Annotated in this window: 17 protein-coding genes; 10 read left to right on the top strand and 7 right to left on the bottom strand. The window is 63.6% G+C overall.

Annotation, left to right across the window (positions count from 1 at the left end):
- The 3 genes from KQ693_RS08845 to KQ693_RS08835 all read left to right on the top strand — a co-directional run bounded on the left by KQ693_RS08845 (position 1) and on the right by KQ693_RS08835 (position 2606).
- Positions 1-975 (top strand): hypothetical protein, encoded by a 975-nt coding sequence (locus KQ693_RS08845; protein WP_267260977.1) that lies wholly within the window; start codon positions 1-3, stop codon positions 973-975.
- Between the two features lie 1075 nt (positions 976-2050).
- Entirely contained in the window at positions 2051-2377 is a 327-nt protein-coding gene (locus KQ693_RS08840; RefSeq protein ID WP_267260976.1) for a nucleotidyltransferase domain-containing protein, read from the top strand.
- Positions 2352-2606, top strand: a complete 255-nt coding sequence (locus tag KQ693_RS08835) for a HEPN domain-containing protein (RefSeq protein ID WP_267260975.1) — start codon at positions 2352-2354, stop codon at positions 2604-2606. Before KQ693_RS08840 ends, KQ693_RS08835 begins: the two co-directional genes overlap by 26 nt.
- Positions 2607-2677: 71 nt before the next feature.
- On the opposite strand, the gene fbp is transcribed toward KQ693_RS08835, so the two are convergent.
- On the bottom strand, positions 2678-3769 hold the full coding sequence (gene fbp, locus KQ693_RS08830) for a fructose-1,6-bisphosphate aldolase/phosphatase (RefSeq protein WP_135255903.1): 1092 nt from the start codon (positions 3767-3769) through the stop codon (positions 2678-2680).
- Between the two features lie 165 nt (positions 3770-3934).
- Between fbp and KQ693_RS08825 the strand changes: the two genes are divergently transcribed.
- The 5 genes from KQ693_RS08825 to KQ693_RS08805 all read left to right on the top strand — a co-directional run bounded on the left by KQ693_RS08825 (position 3935) and on the right by KQ693_RS08805 (position 8678).
- On the top strand, positions 3935-4510 hold the full coding sequence (locus tag KQ693_RS08825) for a TetR/AcrR family transcriptional regulator (RefSeq protein WP_267260974.1): 576 nt from the start codon (positions 3935-3937) through the stop codon (positions 4508-4510).
- On the top strand, positions 4497-5639 hold the full coding sequence (locus tag KQ693_RS08820; RefSeq protein ID WP_267260973.1) for an acyl-CoA dehydrogenase family protein: 1143 nt from the start codon (positions 4497-4499) through the stop codon (positions 5637-5639). Before KQ693_RS08825 ends, KQ693_RS08820 begins: the two co-directional genes overlap by 14 nt.
- Before the next feature lie 13 nt (positions 5640-5652).
- The gene (locus tag KQ693_RS08815) at positions 5653-6102 is read left to right on the top strand and encodes a MaoC family dehydratase (protein WP_028492817.1); all 450 of its coding nucleotides are present in this window, start codon (positions 5653-5655) and stop codon (positions 6100-6102) included.
- A 194-nt stretch (positions 6103-6296) separates the two neighbouring features.
- Complete coding sequence (locus tag KQ693_RS08810; protein WP_267260972.1) at positions 6297-7910, top strand: long-chain fatty acid--CoA ligase; 1614 nt, start codon at positions 6297-6299, stop codon at positions 7908-7910.
- Positions 7911-7919: 9 nt separating this feature from the next.
- Entirely contained in the window at positions 7920-8678 is a 759-nt protein-coding gene (locus KQ693_RS08805; protein WP_267260971.1) for an SDR family oxidoreductase, read from the top strand.
- 1 nt (position 8679) lies between these two features.
- On the opposite strand, the gene thiD is transcribed toward KQ693_RS08805, so the two are convergent.
- Positions 8680-9456, bottom strand: a complete 777-nt coding sequence (gene thiD / locus KQ693_RS08800; protein WP_135255898.1) for a bifunctional hydroxymethylpyrimidine kinase/phosphomethylpyrimidine kinase — start codon at positions 9454-9456, stop codon at positions 8680-8682.
- Between the two features lie 25 nt (positions 9457-9481).
- Between thiD and KQ693_RS08795 the strand changes: the two genes are divergently transcribed.
- Positions 9482-9703 carry a hypothetical protein gene (locus KQ693_RS08795; protein ID WP_267260970.1) on the top strand — a complete coding sequence of 74 codons (222 nt, stop codon included), beginning with the start codon at positions 9482-9484 and terminating at the stop codon, positions 9701-9703.
- Complete coding sequence (locus KQ693_RS08790; RefSeq protein WP_267260969.1) at positions 9696-10082, top strand: type II toxin-antitoxin system death-on-curing family toxin; 387 nt, start codon at positions 9696-9698, stop codon at positions 10080-10082. The genes KQ693_RS08795 and KQ693_RS08790 overlap by 8 nt, the downstream gene beginning before the upstream one ends.
- Here KQ693_RS08790 and thiC read toward each other — a convergent pair.
- Genes thiC through thiE form a run of 5 tightly spaced genes read right to left on the bottom strand, consistent with a single transcriptional unit; the run spans position 10079 to position 13932 of the window.
- Positions 10079-11410 carry a phosphomethylpyrimidine synthase ThiC gene (gene thiC, locus KQ693_RS08785; RefSeq protein ID WP_267260968.1) on the bottom strand — a complete coding sequence of 444 codons (1332 nt, stop codon included), beginning with the start codon at positions 11408-11410 and terminating at the stop codon, positions 10079-10081. The genes KQ693_RS08790 and thiC overlap by 4 nt on opposite strands.
- Positions 11411-11412: 2 nt before the next feature.
- Positions 11413-12348, bottom strand: coding sequence for an NAD(P)/FAD-dependent oxidoreductase (locus tag KQ693_RS08780; RefSeq protein WP_267260967.1), 936 nt, complete (start codon positions 12346-12348; stop codon positions 11413-11415).
- On the bottom strand, positions 12345-13130 hold the full coding sequence (locus KQ693_RS08775) for a thiazole synthase (protein ID WP_267260966.1): 786 nt from the start codon (positions 13128-13130) through the stop codon (positions 12345-12347). Before KQ693_RS08775 ends, KQ693_RS08780 begins: the two co-directional genes overlap by 4 nt.
- Positions 13131-13325, bottom strand: a complete 195-nt coding sequence (gene thiS, locus KQ693_RS08770; RefSeq protein WP_019550911.1) for a sulfur carrier protein ThiS — start codon at positions 13323-13325, stop codon at positions 13131-13133.
- Positions 13312-13932, bottom strand: coding sequence for a thiamine phosphate synthase (thiE, locus tag KQ693_RS08765; RefSeq protein WP_267262372.1), 621 nt, complete (start codon positions 13930-13932; stop codon positions 13312-13314). The genes thiS and thiE overlap by 14 nt, the downstream gene beginning before the upstream one ends.
- Positions 13933-13995: the final 63 nt, after the last annotated feature.

Raw genomic sequence — 13995 nt, 5'->3', positions numbered from 1 at the left:
ATGAAAGAGCGGGCGATTACGGATTGCTGGATCTTGGCCCTTGCGGTTCTTGCCCTGGCCCCCTTTTCCCTGGGCCAGGCTCCTCCCCTCAAGGAGGCCCAAAAGGCCCTGGGGGGCCAGGTGGAACGGGCCGTCCGCAAGACCATCGGAGCCCAGGTGTACCTGGCCGCCCTCGCCAGGGAGAAGACCGGAGGAACGGGTAGGCTCCACCTCCTCCGCAAAACCCCTACGGGTTACGTGGAGGTTTTCCGCTACCCAAGGCGGATTGGCGAGGAGGAAACCAGCTGGCTCATCGACCTGGGGGCCGGGAAGCAGGGAAAGCAGAGGACCCTGGCTTTCGTGGCCCTCGAGGGCCTCCGGGACCTTCAGCTCCTGGACCTCAACCAGGACGGCCACCCTGAGGTCTACCTGGAAGAGGTGGACTGCGGCAACGCGGGGTGCAGCCACGATTATCTGCTCCACGACGCCCGCTCCAAGAGAACCTGGCGGGTGATGGTCTGGTCGCCCTTTTACCAGCCGAAGCCTCCCAGAATCGCCCTGCCCAAGGACCTTAAGGATCAGGCCATCCGCCACTTCCTGGAAAGGAGGCTTGCTCGCCAGCACGGGATAGGCGCACCGCTTACCCCCGAGCAGGAGTGGTGGACCCGGCACGGGGCTTTCAGCGAGGGGAAACTGAGGCGGATCGAGCTTCACCCCAGGCGCTACACCCCCTGCCCCTACGACCTCACGGGCAGGAGCTATTCCATCGCGGCCAGGGCCAAACTGGGCTCCCTCCAGCTGGCCTCGGTGTTCAAGGGGCCGGTGGTGGCCCTCGAGGGGGAGCGGAACGCCTGCTTCGTGGTGTACGCCCCTCCCACCGCCAACGACTGGGTGCAGGAGATCCGGGTCCTCTCCCCCCGTAGGGCAGCCATGGTGGTCAGGGAGGGCGAGGAGGTGGTCTACTTCGACCCCATCGGCCTGACCCTCTCTAGATAGTGCCCGTAGAGGGCATGGTACCTTTGTCGCCAGGGCTTCCCGGTCTTGTCTTCCCTACCCCGCTATAGGCCTCATGGAACCCACCCCGCTCAAGGTTTTGCGAAGCCGGGCTGAAAAGCCCCCTTGGCATTGGGCCGGTCTTCGCTCTACCCAAAACCGCCGCATGCCGGACTGGGTAACCCTTCACATGCCGGCGGGTTGAGCCACGGCGTCGGAATAACGTTGGCAAAATTTGCTCGGAGACACCTGCTCTTCCTCGTGTCGCCCTAACCCGCCGGGAGTTTACGGAACCGGCCTTTCGCAGTCATCGGTGCACCAGGCTGACCCCCCAGCCCACCTTTCCGGCAGACTCTTCCCAATACCCGTGCCTCGGGTCCGCTCCTCACGGTCATGCCTACCCACCCCTGCCCTCTCTCAGTCCACTTGGGCGCGAGGGACGGTTAATTTCCCTCCTGGTAAGGGACTCGAACACCCCGCAGCTCCTAAGGAGTGCAGCATGAGCCACCAGCACCCCTAATGTTTCAAAGGGTCAACGCGATTCTCAGATTCCCTTTGCTTCCCAGCGCCACAGCAAAGCGGCGATGTCCAAGCAGAACCCGGCCCATCCCGCATTCCCTTGTTCCCCAGGCACAAGGAGCACGCTAGTTAGTTAACCTACCGCCGGTTCTGCGCTCTTCAACGCTCATATTCGCCGAAGACCATGTATCATGGCTCACTCAGCGACGCGCTGGAAATGGCGTACCAAAATCTGGGCGCATTTCGAATTCCCTGAACCTCCGACCGACTACCCCTTCCCTGCCAACCACGTTTACCGCAGCCGGAGCCCTTAGAGCCATCCCTCAACCGGGCTTCCCGTTTGCTCTCCGGCGCCCTGGAAGATGGACACCTGAGAGTTCCCGATAAGGCTTATGGATGGCTCACTTCCGCAAAGGGGCTCCAAAGCAGGCTCACTCCCGTCCGCCTCTTGGGGTTGGTATGATTAGCAGGTAGCGTCAAGCCTCTACCCATGGGAAACGTGCACCACCAAGTTGGTCACACTTCCCAACCGGAGTCTTGACTGGGATACACTGAGAGTGTGGAGGTCCTGGCTCCATACCTTGAAGAAGCGGTGCGGAGGCTTCGGAAAGCCCTAGACCTCGAGGCTGTTTACCTCTTCGGCTCCCATGCCCGGGGTACCGCGGATGCCCGATCCGACCTGGACCTCCTGGTGGTAGCCCGCACTCACCTTCCGCCCCTGAAACGAATCGGACTGGTACTGGAGCTCCTTAAGGACGCTCCATGGCCCGTGGAGGCCCTGGTGCTCACCCCCGAGGAGCTGGTCGAAAGGCAGGAGCTCCCCTTCCTACGGGGGATTCTAAAGGAGGCCGTGCCCCTTTATGAGCGTGGAGAAGAGGCGGCTTGAAGGGGAACGCTGGCTAGTCCAGGCCGAAAACGACCTGGAGGCCGGCAAGGTTCTCCTGGCAGTGGGCAAGCACGCTCAGGCCGCTTTTATGGCCCACCAGGCCGGAGAGAAGGCCCTAAAGGGCCTTTGGTTCGCTCTGGACTTGGATCCCTGGGGGCATAGCCTTGCCCGGCTTGTGCGCAACTTACCCGGGGAGTGGAGGAAGAGGCTCTCGCCCTTCTCTATTTAGCCCAGGCCTTGGAAAAATTCTACACCCCCACCTGAAGCGCCAAGCCTTAAGCCCAGGGGCCCCTCGAGGCTCTAGGAGAACTCCCGTTCAAGCTCCTTCAGCCGCTCGGCAATGCCCGTGTATTCGAGCTCCTCCATGGGCAGCATGGCCGGGCCGTAAAATCCCTGACGGCGCATTTCCTGAGCCTTTTCCACCACCTTGGCCCGCACCGCATCCCAGACCGGATCCGCAAAGAGATCCACGGGCTCAGAGAACCGACCTTCCTTGAGGGAGAAGGCCAGCCCGCACACCATGGGTACGCAGAAAAAGGTGGAAGCGGGAGTATTGGCCTTGACAGGCATGAGGGGCAGGTGGTGGCTTCCCCGTGTATCCCCGGCCACGAAGGGCGCCAGAGCAAAGGGTGGACCAAACTCCTCCGTTGCTGGAAAGATCTTCTGGGTACGGATAATAGCCACGGGATCGTCCTTACCCACGTAGCGCCCGGCAATGTTCCGCAAGCGCGTGGTGCTCACCACCGCGGCTATCTCCCCATAGCGCCGGGACCAAATGGACTCTATCCCAAAGCGGTGGGAGTCCCTAAGTAAGGCGGCTATGTCATAAAGCCTTTCGGGAGCATCCAAAACGATGTAGCTATCCCTCTCCGTCTGGGCTAGGTCCATGATGCGGAAGCGGAAGCCGGGGCGCAGCTCCGAGGAGAGCAGGAGACCAGAGGAGTACATGGGGTCGGCGAAGACCAGGTATAGGGGGAGGTTGAAGGCCCCGGGCTCGGTCTTATCGGCGGCCAGGACCATAAAGGGCTCAGCGGGCCGCTCCTCGAATTCCATCTCCGCCACCTGGGGTCCCAGGCCATGGAGATTACCGGAGAAGGCATCCTTCAAAAGATCCTGCCCAGCCCCGTAAAGACCCTCCTCCTTGGCCACCTGGGTACCTTCCCGGAAGGCTTTCCAGGCCAGCTCGTGGACGGATGCGTTTCGAATGCCGTGGGTATGCGAGAGGAGGAGGACGATGTCGTCCCCGATATGGAACACGTGGGCGTCCAAGAGCAGGCGGCCCACCTCCTCCCGTACCACCTCCTCCACCTTGGCCAGCACCCTGCGGCTGGGTAAGGTGTGGCCTCCGACGGAACCGATGTCGGCCTTGAGGACGCTAAGGGTGATTTTCATAAGCTCCTCCTTCGTGTTCCATACTTCCACACTTATGGCGGGCTTGGCAACCCCCCTACCCCCTGCATAACGCCAATGTGCTTGGAAACGTGGAAGAAAGCACCAAACCACTTGACTATCCTCTCCTCCAGGGGTAGAGTGTACTTACCGACCGGTCGGTGAGATATGGGAACTGCCACACGCGACCGCATCCTGGAAGAAGCCGCCCGGCTTTTCACGGAAAGAGGCTACGAGGCGACCAGCGTCCAAGATCTGGCCGAGGCACTGGGCCTCTCCAAGGCGGCACTCTACCACCACTTCCGGAGCAAGGAGGAGGTTCTCTACGAGATCAGCCTTCAGGCCCTGGAGGGCCTTCGTCGCCAAGGAGAAAGAGCCCTATCCGAACCCGACCCCAAGGTAGCCCTTCTACACTTCATGGAAGGCCATGCCCGCTTCTTTGAAGAGAATCGGCCCTTTTTCGTGGCCATGCTTCAAGGGTTGCAAAGCCTCTCTCCCGAGAAGCGAGCTGTTACCATCGCCCTGCGCGACCGGTACGAGGGCATGCTCCGAAGCATCCTGGAGCGGGGCATGGCACTGGGGGTATTCCGCCCTCTGGATGTGGGCCTCACAGCCCGGGCCATCCTCTCCCTCCTCAACTGGATGATCCGCTGGTTCCGCCCGGGCGGGCCCTTGCGGGCGGAGGAGGTGGCCAGGTTCTACTTTGATCTCATCCTAAAGGGGTTAGAACATGGAGATTCCTGAACACAAGGAGATTCGGCAGCTGGCCAGGCGCTTTCTGGAAGAAGCAGGTCCTGCCTTGGCGGAGTACGAGGCCCAGGAAGCCTTTCCTTGGCCCCTGGTGAGGCGGATGGGGGAGCTGGGCTTCCTGGGGGTGTTCGTGCCCGAGGAGCTGCGAGGGGCTGGCCTGGACTTTTGCGCCTACATCGCCCTTCTGGAGGAGCTTGGAGGATACGCTTCCTTGCGCTCCATCCTTTCCGTGCAGCAAAGCTTGGTCCTCACTCCCCTTCTCGCCTACGGAACGGAGGAGCAAAAAAGGCGGTACGTCCCCCGGCTCGCAAAGGGGGAGATCCTAGGAGCCTACGGCCTCACGGAGCCCGAGGCGGGCTCGGATGCGGGAAGCCTCCGCACCCGGGCCTACCGGGACGGCGATCACTATGTGCTGGAAGGACAGAAGACCTTCATCTCCCACGCCAACGTGGCCCAGGTGTTCCTCATCTTCGCCAAAACCGATCCGGAGAAGGGTAGCAGGGGCATTACCGCCTTCCTGGTGGAACGGGAGGACGGGGTACGCACCACGCCGTTAAAGGGAAAACTGGGGCTTAGGGCTGCGGACACGGGCATGGTCTTTCTGGAGGGGGTGCGCATACCCAAGGACAGGGTTTTGGGAGAGGAGGGACAGGGCTTCAAAATCGCCCTTTCCACCCTGGATACCGGCCGGGTTTCCCTGGCGGCGGGAGCGGTGGGGCTGATGCAACGGGCCTTGGACCTATCCCTACGCTACGCCAAGGAAAGGCACCAGTTCGGACGGCCCATCGCCAGCTTCCAGCTGGTCCAGGCGCATCTGGCCCAGATGAAGCTGGACCTCGAGGCCAGCCGCCTCCTCACCTACCAGGCGGTGGCCAAGAAGCTTAAAGGGGAGCGGTATACCCTCGAGGCCAGCATGGCCAAGCTCTTTGCTTCCGAAGCTGCCAACCGCGTGGCCTACCGGGCTATCCAGGTCCACGGGGGCTACGGCTTCTTCGAGGAGTACGAGGTGGCCCGGCTTTATCGGGACGCCCGCATCCTCACCCTTTACGAGGGAACCAGCGAGGTGCAGACCCTGGTGATCGGGGCCCACCTCACCGGGATCAAAGCTTTTGGAGAAGGCTAGGGAGGTGATTAGGATGCCCATGTACTTTGAGGACTTCCAGGTAGGCCAGCGCTTTACCACCCCGGCCCGCACGGTAACCGAGGCGGACGTGGTGAACTTTGCCGGAGTTTCCGGGGACTACAACCCCATCCACACCGACGCCGAGTTTGCCAAGAACACCCCCTTCGGCCAGCGCATCGCCCATGGGCTTCTGGTCCTTTCCATGCTCACCGGCCTTCGGCAGCGGAGCGGGCACTTTGAGGGCACCATTATCGCCTGGATGGAGATCCGCAACTACAAGTTCCTGAAACCCGTATTTATAGGGGACACCGTGAGGGGGGAAAGCGAGATCCTGGAGAAACATGAAACCAGTAAACCCGACCGGGGTGTGGTGGTGCAGCGGGTACGGGTCCTGAACCAGCGGGACGAGGTAGTTCAAGAAGGAGAATTCGTCACCTTGGTCCGCAGGAAACCCCAGGAATAGCGCATGCAAAGCCCCCTTGCCCGGTGGTTCCAAGCCGAGATCCAGCCCAAGCGCCAGGGAAGGGCTACCGGTGTGGGCGGTTCCCTTGTTAATCGAAGGAGAGTTTGGAGGAGGGGTGTTGCACGGGAGGTTCTACTGGGTGACGTGAACGCCCTGCTGGGGATATGCTGGGGGCAAATAGGAAAGGAGGCGGCATGTTCCCGAGCACCATGATGGAGGAGGAACTCAATCTGTGGGACTTCCTGGAACGGGCGGCAGAGCTTTTTCCCAGGAAGGAAGTGGTATCCCGGCTCCATACAGGGGAGGTCCACCGCATCTCCTACGCCGAGGTTTACCGGCGGGCTAGAAGGCTCATGGGGGGCCTGAGGCGGCTCGGGGTGGAGGTGGGGGACCGGGTGGCCACCTTGGGCTTCAACCACTTCCGCCACCTGGAAACCTACTTCGCCGTGCCGGGAATGGGGGCGGTCCTCCACACCGCAAACCCCCGGCTTTCCCCCAAGGAGATCGCCTACATCCTGAACCATGCGGAGGACAAGGTCCTTCTGTTTGATCCCCAGCTCCTTCCCTTGGTGGAGACCCTGCGCCCGGAGCTTTCCACCGTGCGCCACTTCGTGGTGATGGACGAGAAGGCGCCAGAGGGATACTTGGCCTACGAGGAGGTGTTGGGCGAGGAGGCGGACCCCATCCGGGTACCCGAACGGGCCGCCTGCGGCATGGCCTACACCACGGGGACCACCGGTCTTCCCAAGGGAGTGGTCTACAGCCACCGGGCCTTGGTCCTCCACACCCTGGCGGCGAGCCTCGAGGATGGCACCGCCCTCTCGGAAAAGGACTCGGTCCTCCCAGTGGTACCCATGTTCCACGTGAACGCCTGGTGTCTACCCTATGCCGCCACCCTGGTGGGAGCCAAACAGGTCCTGCCAGGACCCAAGCTAGATCCCGCCTCCTTGGTGGAACTCTTTGACGGAGAAGGAGTGACTTTTACCGCCGGCGTGCCCACGGTGTGGCTGGCCTTGGCGGATTACCTGGAGAACACGGGACACCGCCTTAAGACCCTGCGGCGCCTGGTCGTGGGGGGAAGCGCCGCCCCGAGAAGCCTAGTGGAGCGTTTTGAGCGCATAGGCATAGAGGTGCGGCAGGGCTACGGCCTCACGGAAACTTCTCCGGTGGTGGTGCAGAACTTCGTGAAAAGCCACCTGGAAGGCCTCCCCTGGGAGGAAAGGATCCGCCTCAAGGCCAAGACCGGCCTCCCCACCCCTCTTGTGCGCCTTCGGGTGGCGGACGAGGAAGGCCGCCCGGTGCCCAAGGATGGCAGAACCATGGGGGAGGTCCAGCTCAAGGGACCCTGGATCACCGGAGGGTACTACCGGAACGAGGAGGCTAGCCGTAACGCCCTAACCCCCGACGGATGGTTCCGAACCGGAGACATCGCCGTGTGGGATGAGGAGGGCTACTTGGAGATTAAAGACCGGCTGAAGGACCTCATCAAGTCGGGCGGAGAGTGGATCTCCAGCGTGGATCTGGAAAACACCCTCATGGGACATCCCAAGGTGAAGGAGGCGGCGGTGGTGGCCATTCCCCACCCCAGGTGGCAGGAAAGGCCCTTAGCCGTGGTGGTGCCCAGGGGAGAGAAACCCAGCGAGGAGGAGCTTCGGGAACATCTCTTAAAGGCTGGCTTTGCCAAGTGGCAACTTCCCGATGCCTTCGTCTTCGTGGAGGAAATCCCCCGCACCAGCGCAGGGAAGTTCCTAAAGCGTGCCCTCAGGGAACAGTATAAGGACCTGTTCCACGATTCCTCAGAGGGATAAGGGGGGACTATGTTCCTGGAGCAGTTCCGCCTGAACGGCAAAGTAGCCCTGGTGACGGGGGGATCCCGGGGGCTTGGCCTCGAGGCGGCTCTAGCCCTCAAGGAGGCGGGAGCCAAGGTGGCGGTTCTCGCCCGGAGGGCCAGCTTCTTTGAGGAGGCCAAAAAGCACCTGGGGGAGGCCCTTTACCTGGAAGGGGATGTGCGGGACGAGGAGCGGCTTCTCGAGGTGGTGGACCAGGTGGAGCGGGAACTTGGGCCCCTCACCATCCTGGTGAACGCCGCAGGGATCTCCTGGGGGGCCCCCTCCTGGGAGATGCCCGTGGAAAAGGTGCGGGAGGTCCTCGAGGTCAACCTGGTGGGAGCCTTCCTGGCAAGCCGCGCCGCCGCCCAGCGCATGCGGGAAAGGGGCTACGGCAAGATCATCCACATCGCCTCCGTGGCAGGGCTAAAAGGAGAGTACCCTGAGGTCCTGGACGCCGTGGGCTACTCCGCCTCCAAGGGTGCGCTCATCGCCCTTACCCGGGATTTGGCCGTGAAATGGGGCCGGTTCGGTATTCGGGTGAACGCCTTAGCCCCTGGGTTTTTCCCCACCCGCATGACGGAGAAGGTCCTGCCCAAGGCCGAGGCCTTCCTGAAGGCCACCCTGCCCCTGGGGCGTCCCGGGAAACCCGGGGAGCTGGGAGGAGCAGTGCTTTTCCTGGCAAGCCCCGCCTCCGACTACATCACCGGGGCCATTCTTCCCGTGGACGGCGGGGCTACCGCCCTCTGAACTAGGCGAAGTGGTTCACGGGGCCGTGGCCGTGACCCAAGGAAGGTGCGGTTTCCAAGGCCCGGGTGAGGTAGGCCTTGGCCTCAGCCACGGCTTCCTCCAGGGGCTTTCCCAAAGCCAGGAGGGCAGTGATGGCTGCGGAAAGGGTGCAGCCCGTGCCGTGGGTGTTAAGGGTGGGAATGCGGGGGGCACGGAAAACCTGGATACTTTCCCGAGTAGCTAGAAGGTCCACCGCCTCCTTCCCCTCGAAATGGCCGCCTTTAAGCAGGACCGCCTGGGGGCCGAGGGCCAAAAGTTCCCGGGCCGCCTCCTGGGCTTCCGCCAGGGTCCGGATAGGCCGGGAAAGGAGGGCCTCCGCCTCGAGGCGGTTGGGGGTGACGAGGGTGGCCAGGGGGAAAAGCCTTTCTGTTAGCGCCCGGACCGCTTCGGGGGAAAGGAGGGGATCCCCGCCCTTGGCCACCATCACCGGATCCACCACCAGGGGACGGATCCCATACCGCTTCACCCCCTCGGCCACCGCCTCCACGATGGCCGCGTTGCCCAAAGCCCCTGTCTTGGCAGCATGGATGGGGAGGTCGTCCGCCACGCTTTGGATCTGGGCATAAACCAGGTCAGGAGGTAGGAGTTTTACCCGTTGCACCCCCAGGGTGTTTTGGGCGGTGACCAGGGTAAGGGCGCTTACCCCATAGACTCCGAAGCGGAAAAAAGTCTTGAGATCCGCCTGCACCCCGGCCCCGCCCCCGGAGTCGGAACCGGCGATGGTAAGCGCTACTTGCATGCCTCACCTCGGGCATAATGAGGATATGCGCGCCAAGGTGATGGAGCTGGACGGGCACTTGGCTTTGGTCCTCGAGGGTCATGCCCCCGGGCTAAAGCCGGGCCAGGAGGTGGAGGTGCTGGAGTCGGAAGGAACCTTGCTGGTGGTAGAGCCCGGGACCAGCGTGGAAACCTTGAAGGCCCTGATGGCCTACCTCCAGTCCCTAAAGGAGCGCGAAGCGCTTTACCGACGCCTGGCCGATGCCTAAGCTTCCCCTCTCCTTGGTCCTGGCCATCCACGAGGACCTCCTTCGCCGCTATGGGGGAAGCCCCGGGGTACTGGATCTGGGCAGGCTTGAGGCTGCCTTGGAACGCCCGTGGGCTGGTTTCGCCGGGCAAGAAAGCTTCCCAACCCCCTGGGAAAAGGCCGCAGCTTACCTTACCGGCATAGCCAAAGGCCATCCTTTCGTGGATGGCAACAAGCGGACGGCCTTCGCCGTGGCCGATATCCACCTGCGGCTTTCCGGTTTCCGGCTTACCCTTAGCGACGAGGAGGCCTTCTCCCTGGTGGTGGGGGTTGCCCAGTGCCATCAGGAGGTGGGGGAGGTGGCCGAAGTTTTTCGTCAGCATCTTGACCCCCCGCCCTAGCCCACGGGGTCGTGGACGTAGGGTGCACCTTGAAGCTCCATCCGAGCCTTGCCCCGCAAGACCGCCTCCACCAGGTTCATGGGGCAGAAGGGGCCGCACATGCTGCAGGCCTTGGTCCTCGAGCCCCGCTCCTCCTTGAGGCGGCGGGCCTCCTCAGGATAAAGGCAAAGAGCGAACTGGCCTTCCCAGTCCAGGCGGTAGCGGGCCTCGGACATGCGCCGGTTCCTCTCCAAAGCCCGCGGGTTCCCCCGGGCCACATCGGCAGCGTGGGCCGCGATCTTGAAGGCGATCACCCCTTCCTTCACGTGCTCAGGGGTGGGCAGGCCCAGGTGCTCCGCCGGGGTCAGGTAGCAGAGCATATCCGCCCCCATCCAACCGGCCAAGGCGCCCCCAATGGCCCCGGCGATGTGGTCGAAGCCAGCGGCGGTATCCACGGGAAGCATCCCCAGGATGTAGAAGGGAGCCTGGCCCGTGAGCTTCTTCTGGATCTGCACGTTGGTGGCCACTTCGTTCAAAGGAATGTGGCCCGGTCCTTCCACCATCGCCTGCACCCCTGCCCGGCGGGCCCGCTCCACCAGTTCCCCGATGGTGAGGAGCTCGGCGATCTGGGCCCGGTCGGTGCTGTCCGCCAGGGACCCCGGCCTGAGGCCGTCGCCCAAGGAGAGGGTCATGTCGTAGGTGCGGGCGATGTCCAGGAGGTCGTTAAAGCGGGCGTAAAGGGGGTTCTCCTCTCCCCGGTGGAGCATCCAGGCGGCGAGAAGCCCTCCACCCCGGCTCACAATCCCCGTGGTCCGGGAGGAATTCCGGTAAACCTCCAGGTTCTTCAGGGTAACCCCCACGTGCACGGTGATGTAGTCCACCCCCTGCCGCCCGTGTTCCTCTATGACCTCGAAAAGCTCGTCCGCGGACATGTCGAAGAAGCTCTTCCTCTTGGCGGCGCGGAACTCCGCCTCATAGATGGGCACGGTGCCCAAAGGAACGGTGGCCACCTCGAGGATTCTTTCCCGGATGGCCTTCAAGTCCCCCCCTGTGGAGAGATCCATGATGGTGTCCGCCCCGTACTGAATGGCCACCCTGGCCTTTTCCACCTCCTCCTCGAGGTTGACGTAGTCGTAGGAGGTACCCAGGTTGGCGTTTACCTTCACGCTGAGCCCTTCCCCGATCCCCTTGAAGTCCCGAAGGGTGCGGTGGTTGGGGTTCCTGGGAATCACGATCTGCCCCGACACCACCCCTTCCCGCACAAACTCAGGGGAAACCCCCTCCTTCTCCGCCACGTAAGCCATCTCCTCGGTCACGATGCCCTTCCTTGCCGCTTCCAGCTGGGTCATAGCTACACCCCCAAAAGCTCGAGAATCCTCTTCGCCGTCCACGGGGCCAGGAGGATGCCGTTCCTTCCATGGCCCACCGCAGCCAGCACTCCCCTTTCCACCTCACCCACGAAAAGCTCTCCCACCGGCCTGTACCCCCAAAGGGCCTCCCGGAACCTGGCCCCTGCCAGCAGGGGAAAGCGCTCGTGGGCGTAGTCGGAAAGCCACCTTAGGCCGAATAGATCCACTCCTTGAGCCCATCCCTCTCGCTGGGTGGCCCCCACGTATACCCCACCCTCCCGGGGAAGGAGGTACCCTTCCCCAGCGAAAAGGGGGGCAGGAGGAGCCGGGCCCTCGAGGACCAAGGCCTCCCCCTTCAGGGGCCGGACCCCAAGGCCAAATCGGCTACCCCAGGCGCCCACGGCCAGGAGGACGAACCGGGCCTGGGCGGTAAAGGGCTCCTCCCGCCAGCGCCCTCGCACTCCCCCTTCCTTCACCTCCTCCACCTCGGCTTGAAGGAAAGGGGTTTCCATGACCTCCAGAGCTTTCAGTAAGGCCTTGCGGAGGGCCTTGGGATGGACATACCCCCCAGGGAAGGTACGCGCTCCCCTTCCACCCCGAACCGGGTAGGACAAGGACTCCTGGGCCTCCCAGGCCTCCTTTTCCACCTGGGACAGGGCCGCCACCTGGGTGCCGCTAAACCCCGCCTCCACCTTCCATCCCTTGACGGCAAGCTCCTCGAGGAGGCCTGGATAGTACTCCAGGCCGAAAAGGGCCGCCTCCAAAACCTCCCCGGAAAGCCCCTCGGGATAAGGAGCCAGCATCCCCGCACTGGCCAGGGTAGCCGCTCCCTCCTTACCGGCATCTAGGAGGAGGACGGAAAGCCCCCGCTTCCTGAGCTCGTAGGCGGCGAGGGTTCCGATAATCCCCGCCCCCACCACCGCCACCTCTACCCTCACGGCTTAGGACCTCCCAAAGGGATGCCCTCCATGGGGCTCGAGGGGCTCGCCACCTCCCGGGGTCGCATGGGGCCGGCCAAAAAGGCTTTCCTCCCCGCCTCCACAGCCAAACGAAAGGCCTCAGCCATGGCCACGGGATCTTGGGCCTCGGCAATGGCGGTGTTCACCAGCACGGCGTCCAAACCCATCTCCATCACCTCCGCTGCATGGGAAGGGAGGCCAAGCCCTGCGTCCACCACCACCGGGGGCAGTGAGGTCTTCTCCCGGGCGAAGAGCTCCAAAAGGGCCCGGGTCCTCACCCCCCAGCCGGAGCCGATGGGGGCCGCCAGGGGCATCACCGTAGCCGTGCCCTGCTCCGAAAGCTTCTTGGCCAGGACGAGGTCAGGACCGATGTAGGGCAGGACCAGGAAGCCCTCGTCCATGAGCATCCTCGCCGCCCTCAGGGTTTCCACGGGATCGGGGAGGAGATAGGTGGGGTCAGGGATCACCTCCAGCTTCACCCACCTCTCCCCGGTGAGAACCCGGCCCAGCCGGGCTATCCTCAACGCTTCCTCCGCCGTCCTGGCGCCTGCCGTGTTGGGCAGGGGGCGCACGCCCTCTAAGGCCTCGAGGAGACCCACGTGCCCGGGCATCCTGGCCTCCACCCGGCGGATGGCCACGGTGACCACTTCGGCCCCCGCAGCCCTTATGGCCTCTCGCATCACCCCGAAGTCCCGGAACTTGCCCGAGCCCAGGATAAGACGGCTTTTAAGCTCTATGTCCCCGACCTTCCAGGTGTCCATCTAGCCTCCTTGCATGAGGGTGACCACCTCCACCACATCCCCCTCCTTCAGGACGTGGTGAGGAAGCTCCCGCCCCAGGTAGGCCTCCTCGTTGAGGAGGACCGCCACCCGGGAAAGATCCACGTCCAGCTCCTCCAGAACCTCCCTTAGCGTCTTGCCCTCGAGGGGCTTAGCCTCCCCGTTAAGCCACACCATAAAGCCGCTCCCTGAATGCCTGGGCCGCCCGCTCGGGGTTCTCAGCGTCCAGGATGGCACGGACCACCACAACTCGGCGCGCCCCAGCCTCCGAAACCTCCCCCAGGTTCTCCAGGGTGATGCCGCCGATGGCGTACCAGGGCCTCTCCCCCAGGTTCTCCCGGGCCCAGCGCACATAGCCCAGGCCCGCGGCCCGCCTCCCCGGCTTGGTGGGGGTTTCCCACACAGGGCCTATGGAGAGGTAGTCCACTCCTTCCTCGAGGGCTCTTAGGGCCTGTTCGGGAGCGTGGGTAGAGCGGCCCACCATCCCCTGAAAGAAACGCCGGGCCTCCGCGGGCGTCAGGTCCCCTTGGCCAAGGTGCACCCCATCCGCTCCCAGAAGGGCCGCCAGGTCCGGCCGGTCGTTGAGGAGGAAGGGCACCCCATACCGTCGGGCCAGGGCCAGCATCCTCTCCCCCAGGTCCAGGATGGGCCTCGCCTCCCAGTCCTTGGCCCGAAGCTGCACGACCTCCACCCCACCCGCCAGGGCCCGTTCCGTCCGATCCAGCACCTCCACCATGGACCAACCGGGCCTCGGGGTCACCACCAGATAGAGCCTTCCCAGCAAGCTTTCACCTCCCCAGCGCATGTGCCCTACGGGTAAAGCCTCAAGCGGGTCTCCAGGGCCCAC

Origin of the sequence: Thermus brevis, assembly GCF_026427635.1 — a bacterium.
In the GTDB taxonomy this organism is placed as follows: domain Bacteria; phylum Deinococcota; class Deinococci; order Deinococcales; family Thermaceae; genus Thermus; species Thermus antranikianii.
This window is presented reverse-complemented; position numbering and strand designations above follow the sequence as displayed.

Excerpts from the sequence above, each read along its gene's own strand:
- KQ693_RS08790 (WP_267260969.1), top strand. The coding sequence starts at position 9,696 with ATGCCTAAGCTTCCCCTCTCCTTGGTCCTGGCCATCCACGAGGACCTC.
- KQ693_RS08795 (WP_267260970.1), top strand. The coding sequence starts at position 9,482 with ATGCGCGCCAAGGTGATGGAGCTGGACGGGCACTTGGCTTTGGTCCTC.
- KQ693_RS08805 (WP_267260971.1), top strand. The coding sequence starts at position 7,920 with ATGTTCCTGGAGCAGTTCCGCCTGAACGGCAAAGTAGCCCTGGTGACG.
- KQ693_RS08835 (WP_267260975.1), top strand. The coding sequence starts at position 2,352 with ATGAGCGTGGAGAAGAGGCGGCTTGAAGGGGAACGCTGGCTAGTCCAG.
- KQ693_RS08810 (WP_267260972.1), top strand. The coding sequence starts at position 6,297 with ATGTTCCCGAGCACCATGATGGAGGAGGAACTCAATCTGTGGGACTTC.
- thiS (WP_019550911.1), bottom strand. The coding sequence starts at position 13,325 with ATGGTGTGGCTTAACGGGGAGGCTAAGCCCCTCGAGGGCAAGACGCTA.
- KQ693_RS08825 (WP_267260974.1), top strand. The coding sequence starts at position 3,935 with ATGGGAACTGCCACACGCGACCGCATCCTGGAAGAAGCCGCCCGGCTT.
- KQ693_RS08815 (WP_028492817.1), top strand. The coding sequence starts at position 5,653 with ATGCCCATGTACTTTGAGGACTTCCAGGTAGGCCAGCGCTTTACCACC.
- thiC (WP_267260968.1), bottom strand. The coding sequence starts at position 11,410 with ATGACCCAGCTGGAAGCGGCAAGGAAGGGCATCGTGACCGAGGAGATG.
- thiD (WP_135255898.1), bottom strand. The coding sequence starts at position 9,456 with ATGCAAGTAGCGCTTACCATCGCCGGTTCCGACTCCGGGGGCGGGGCC.
- fbp (WP_135255903.1), bottom strand. The coding sequence starts at position 3,769 with ATGAAAATCACCCTTAGCGTCCTCAAGGCCGACATCGGTTCCGTCGGA.
- KQ693_RS08775 (WP_267260966.1), bottom strand. The coding sequence starts at position 13,130 with ATGGACACCTGGAAGGTCGGGGACATAGAGCTTAAAAGCCGTCTTATC.
- KQ693_RS08820 (WP_267260973.1), top strand. The coding sequence starts at position 4,497 with ATGGAGATTCCTGAACACAAGGAGATTCGGCAGCTGGCCAGGCGCTTT.
- KQ693_RS08845 (WP_267260977.1), top strand. The coding sequence starts at position 1 with ATGAAAGAGCGGGCGATTACGGATTGCTGGATCTTGGCCCTTGCGGTT.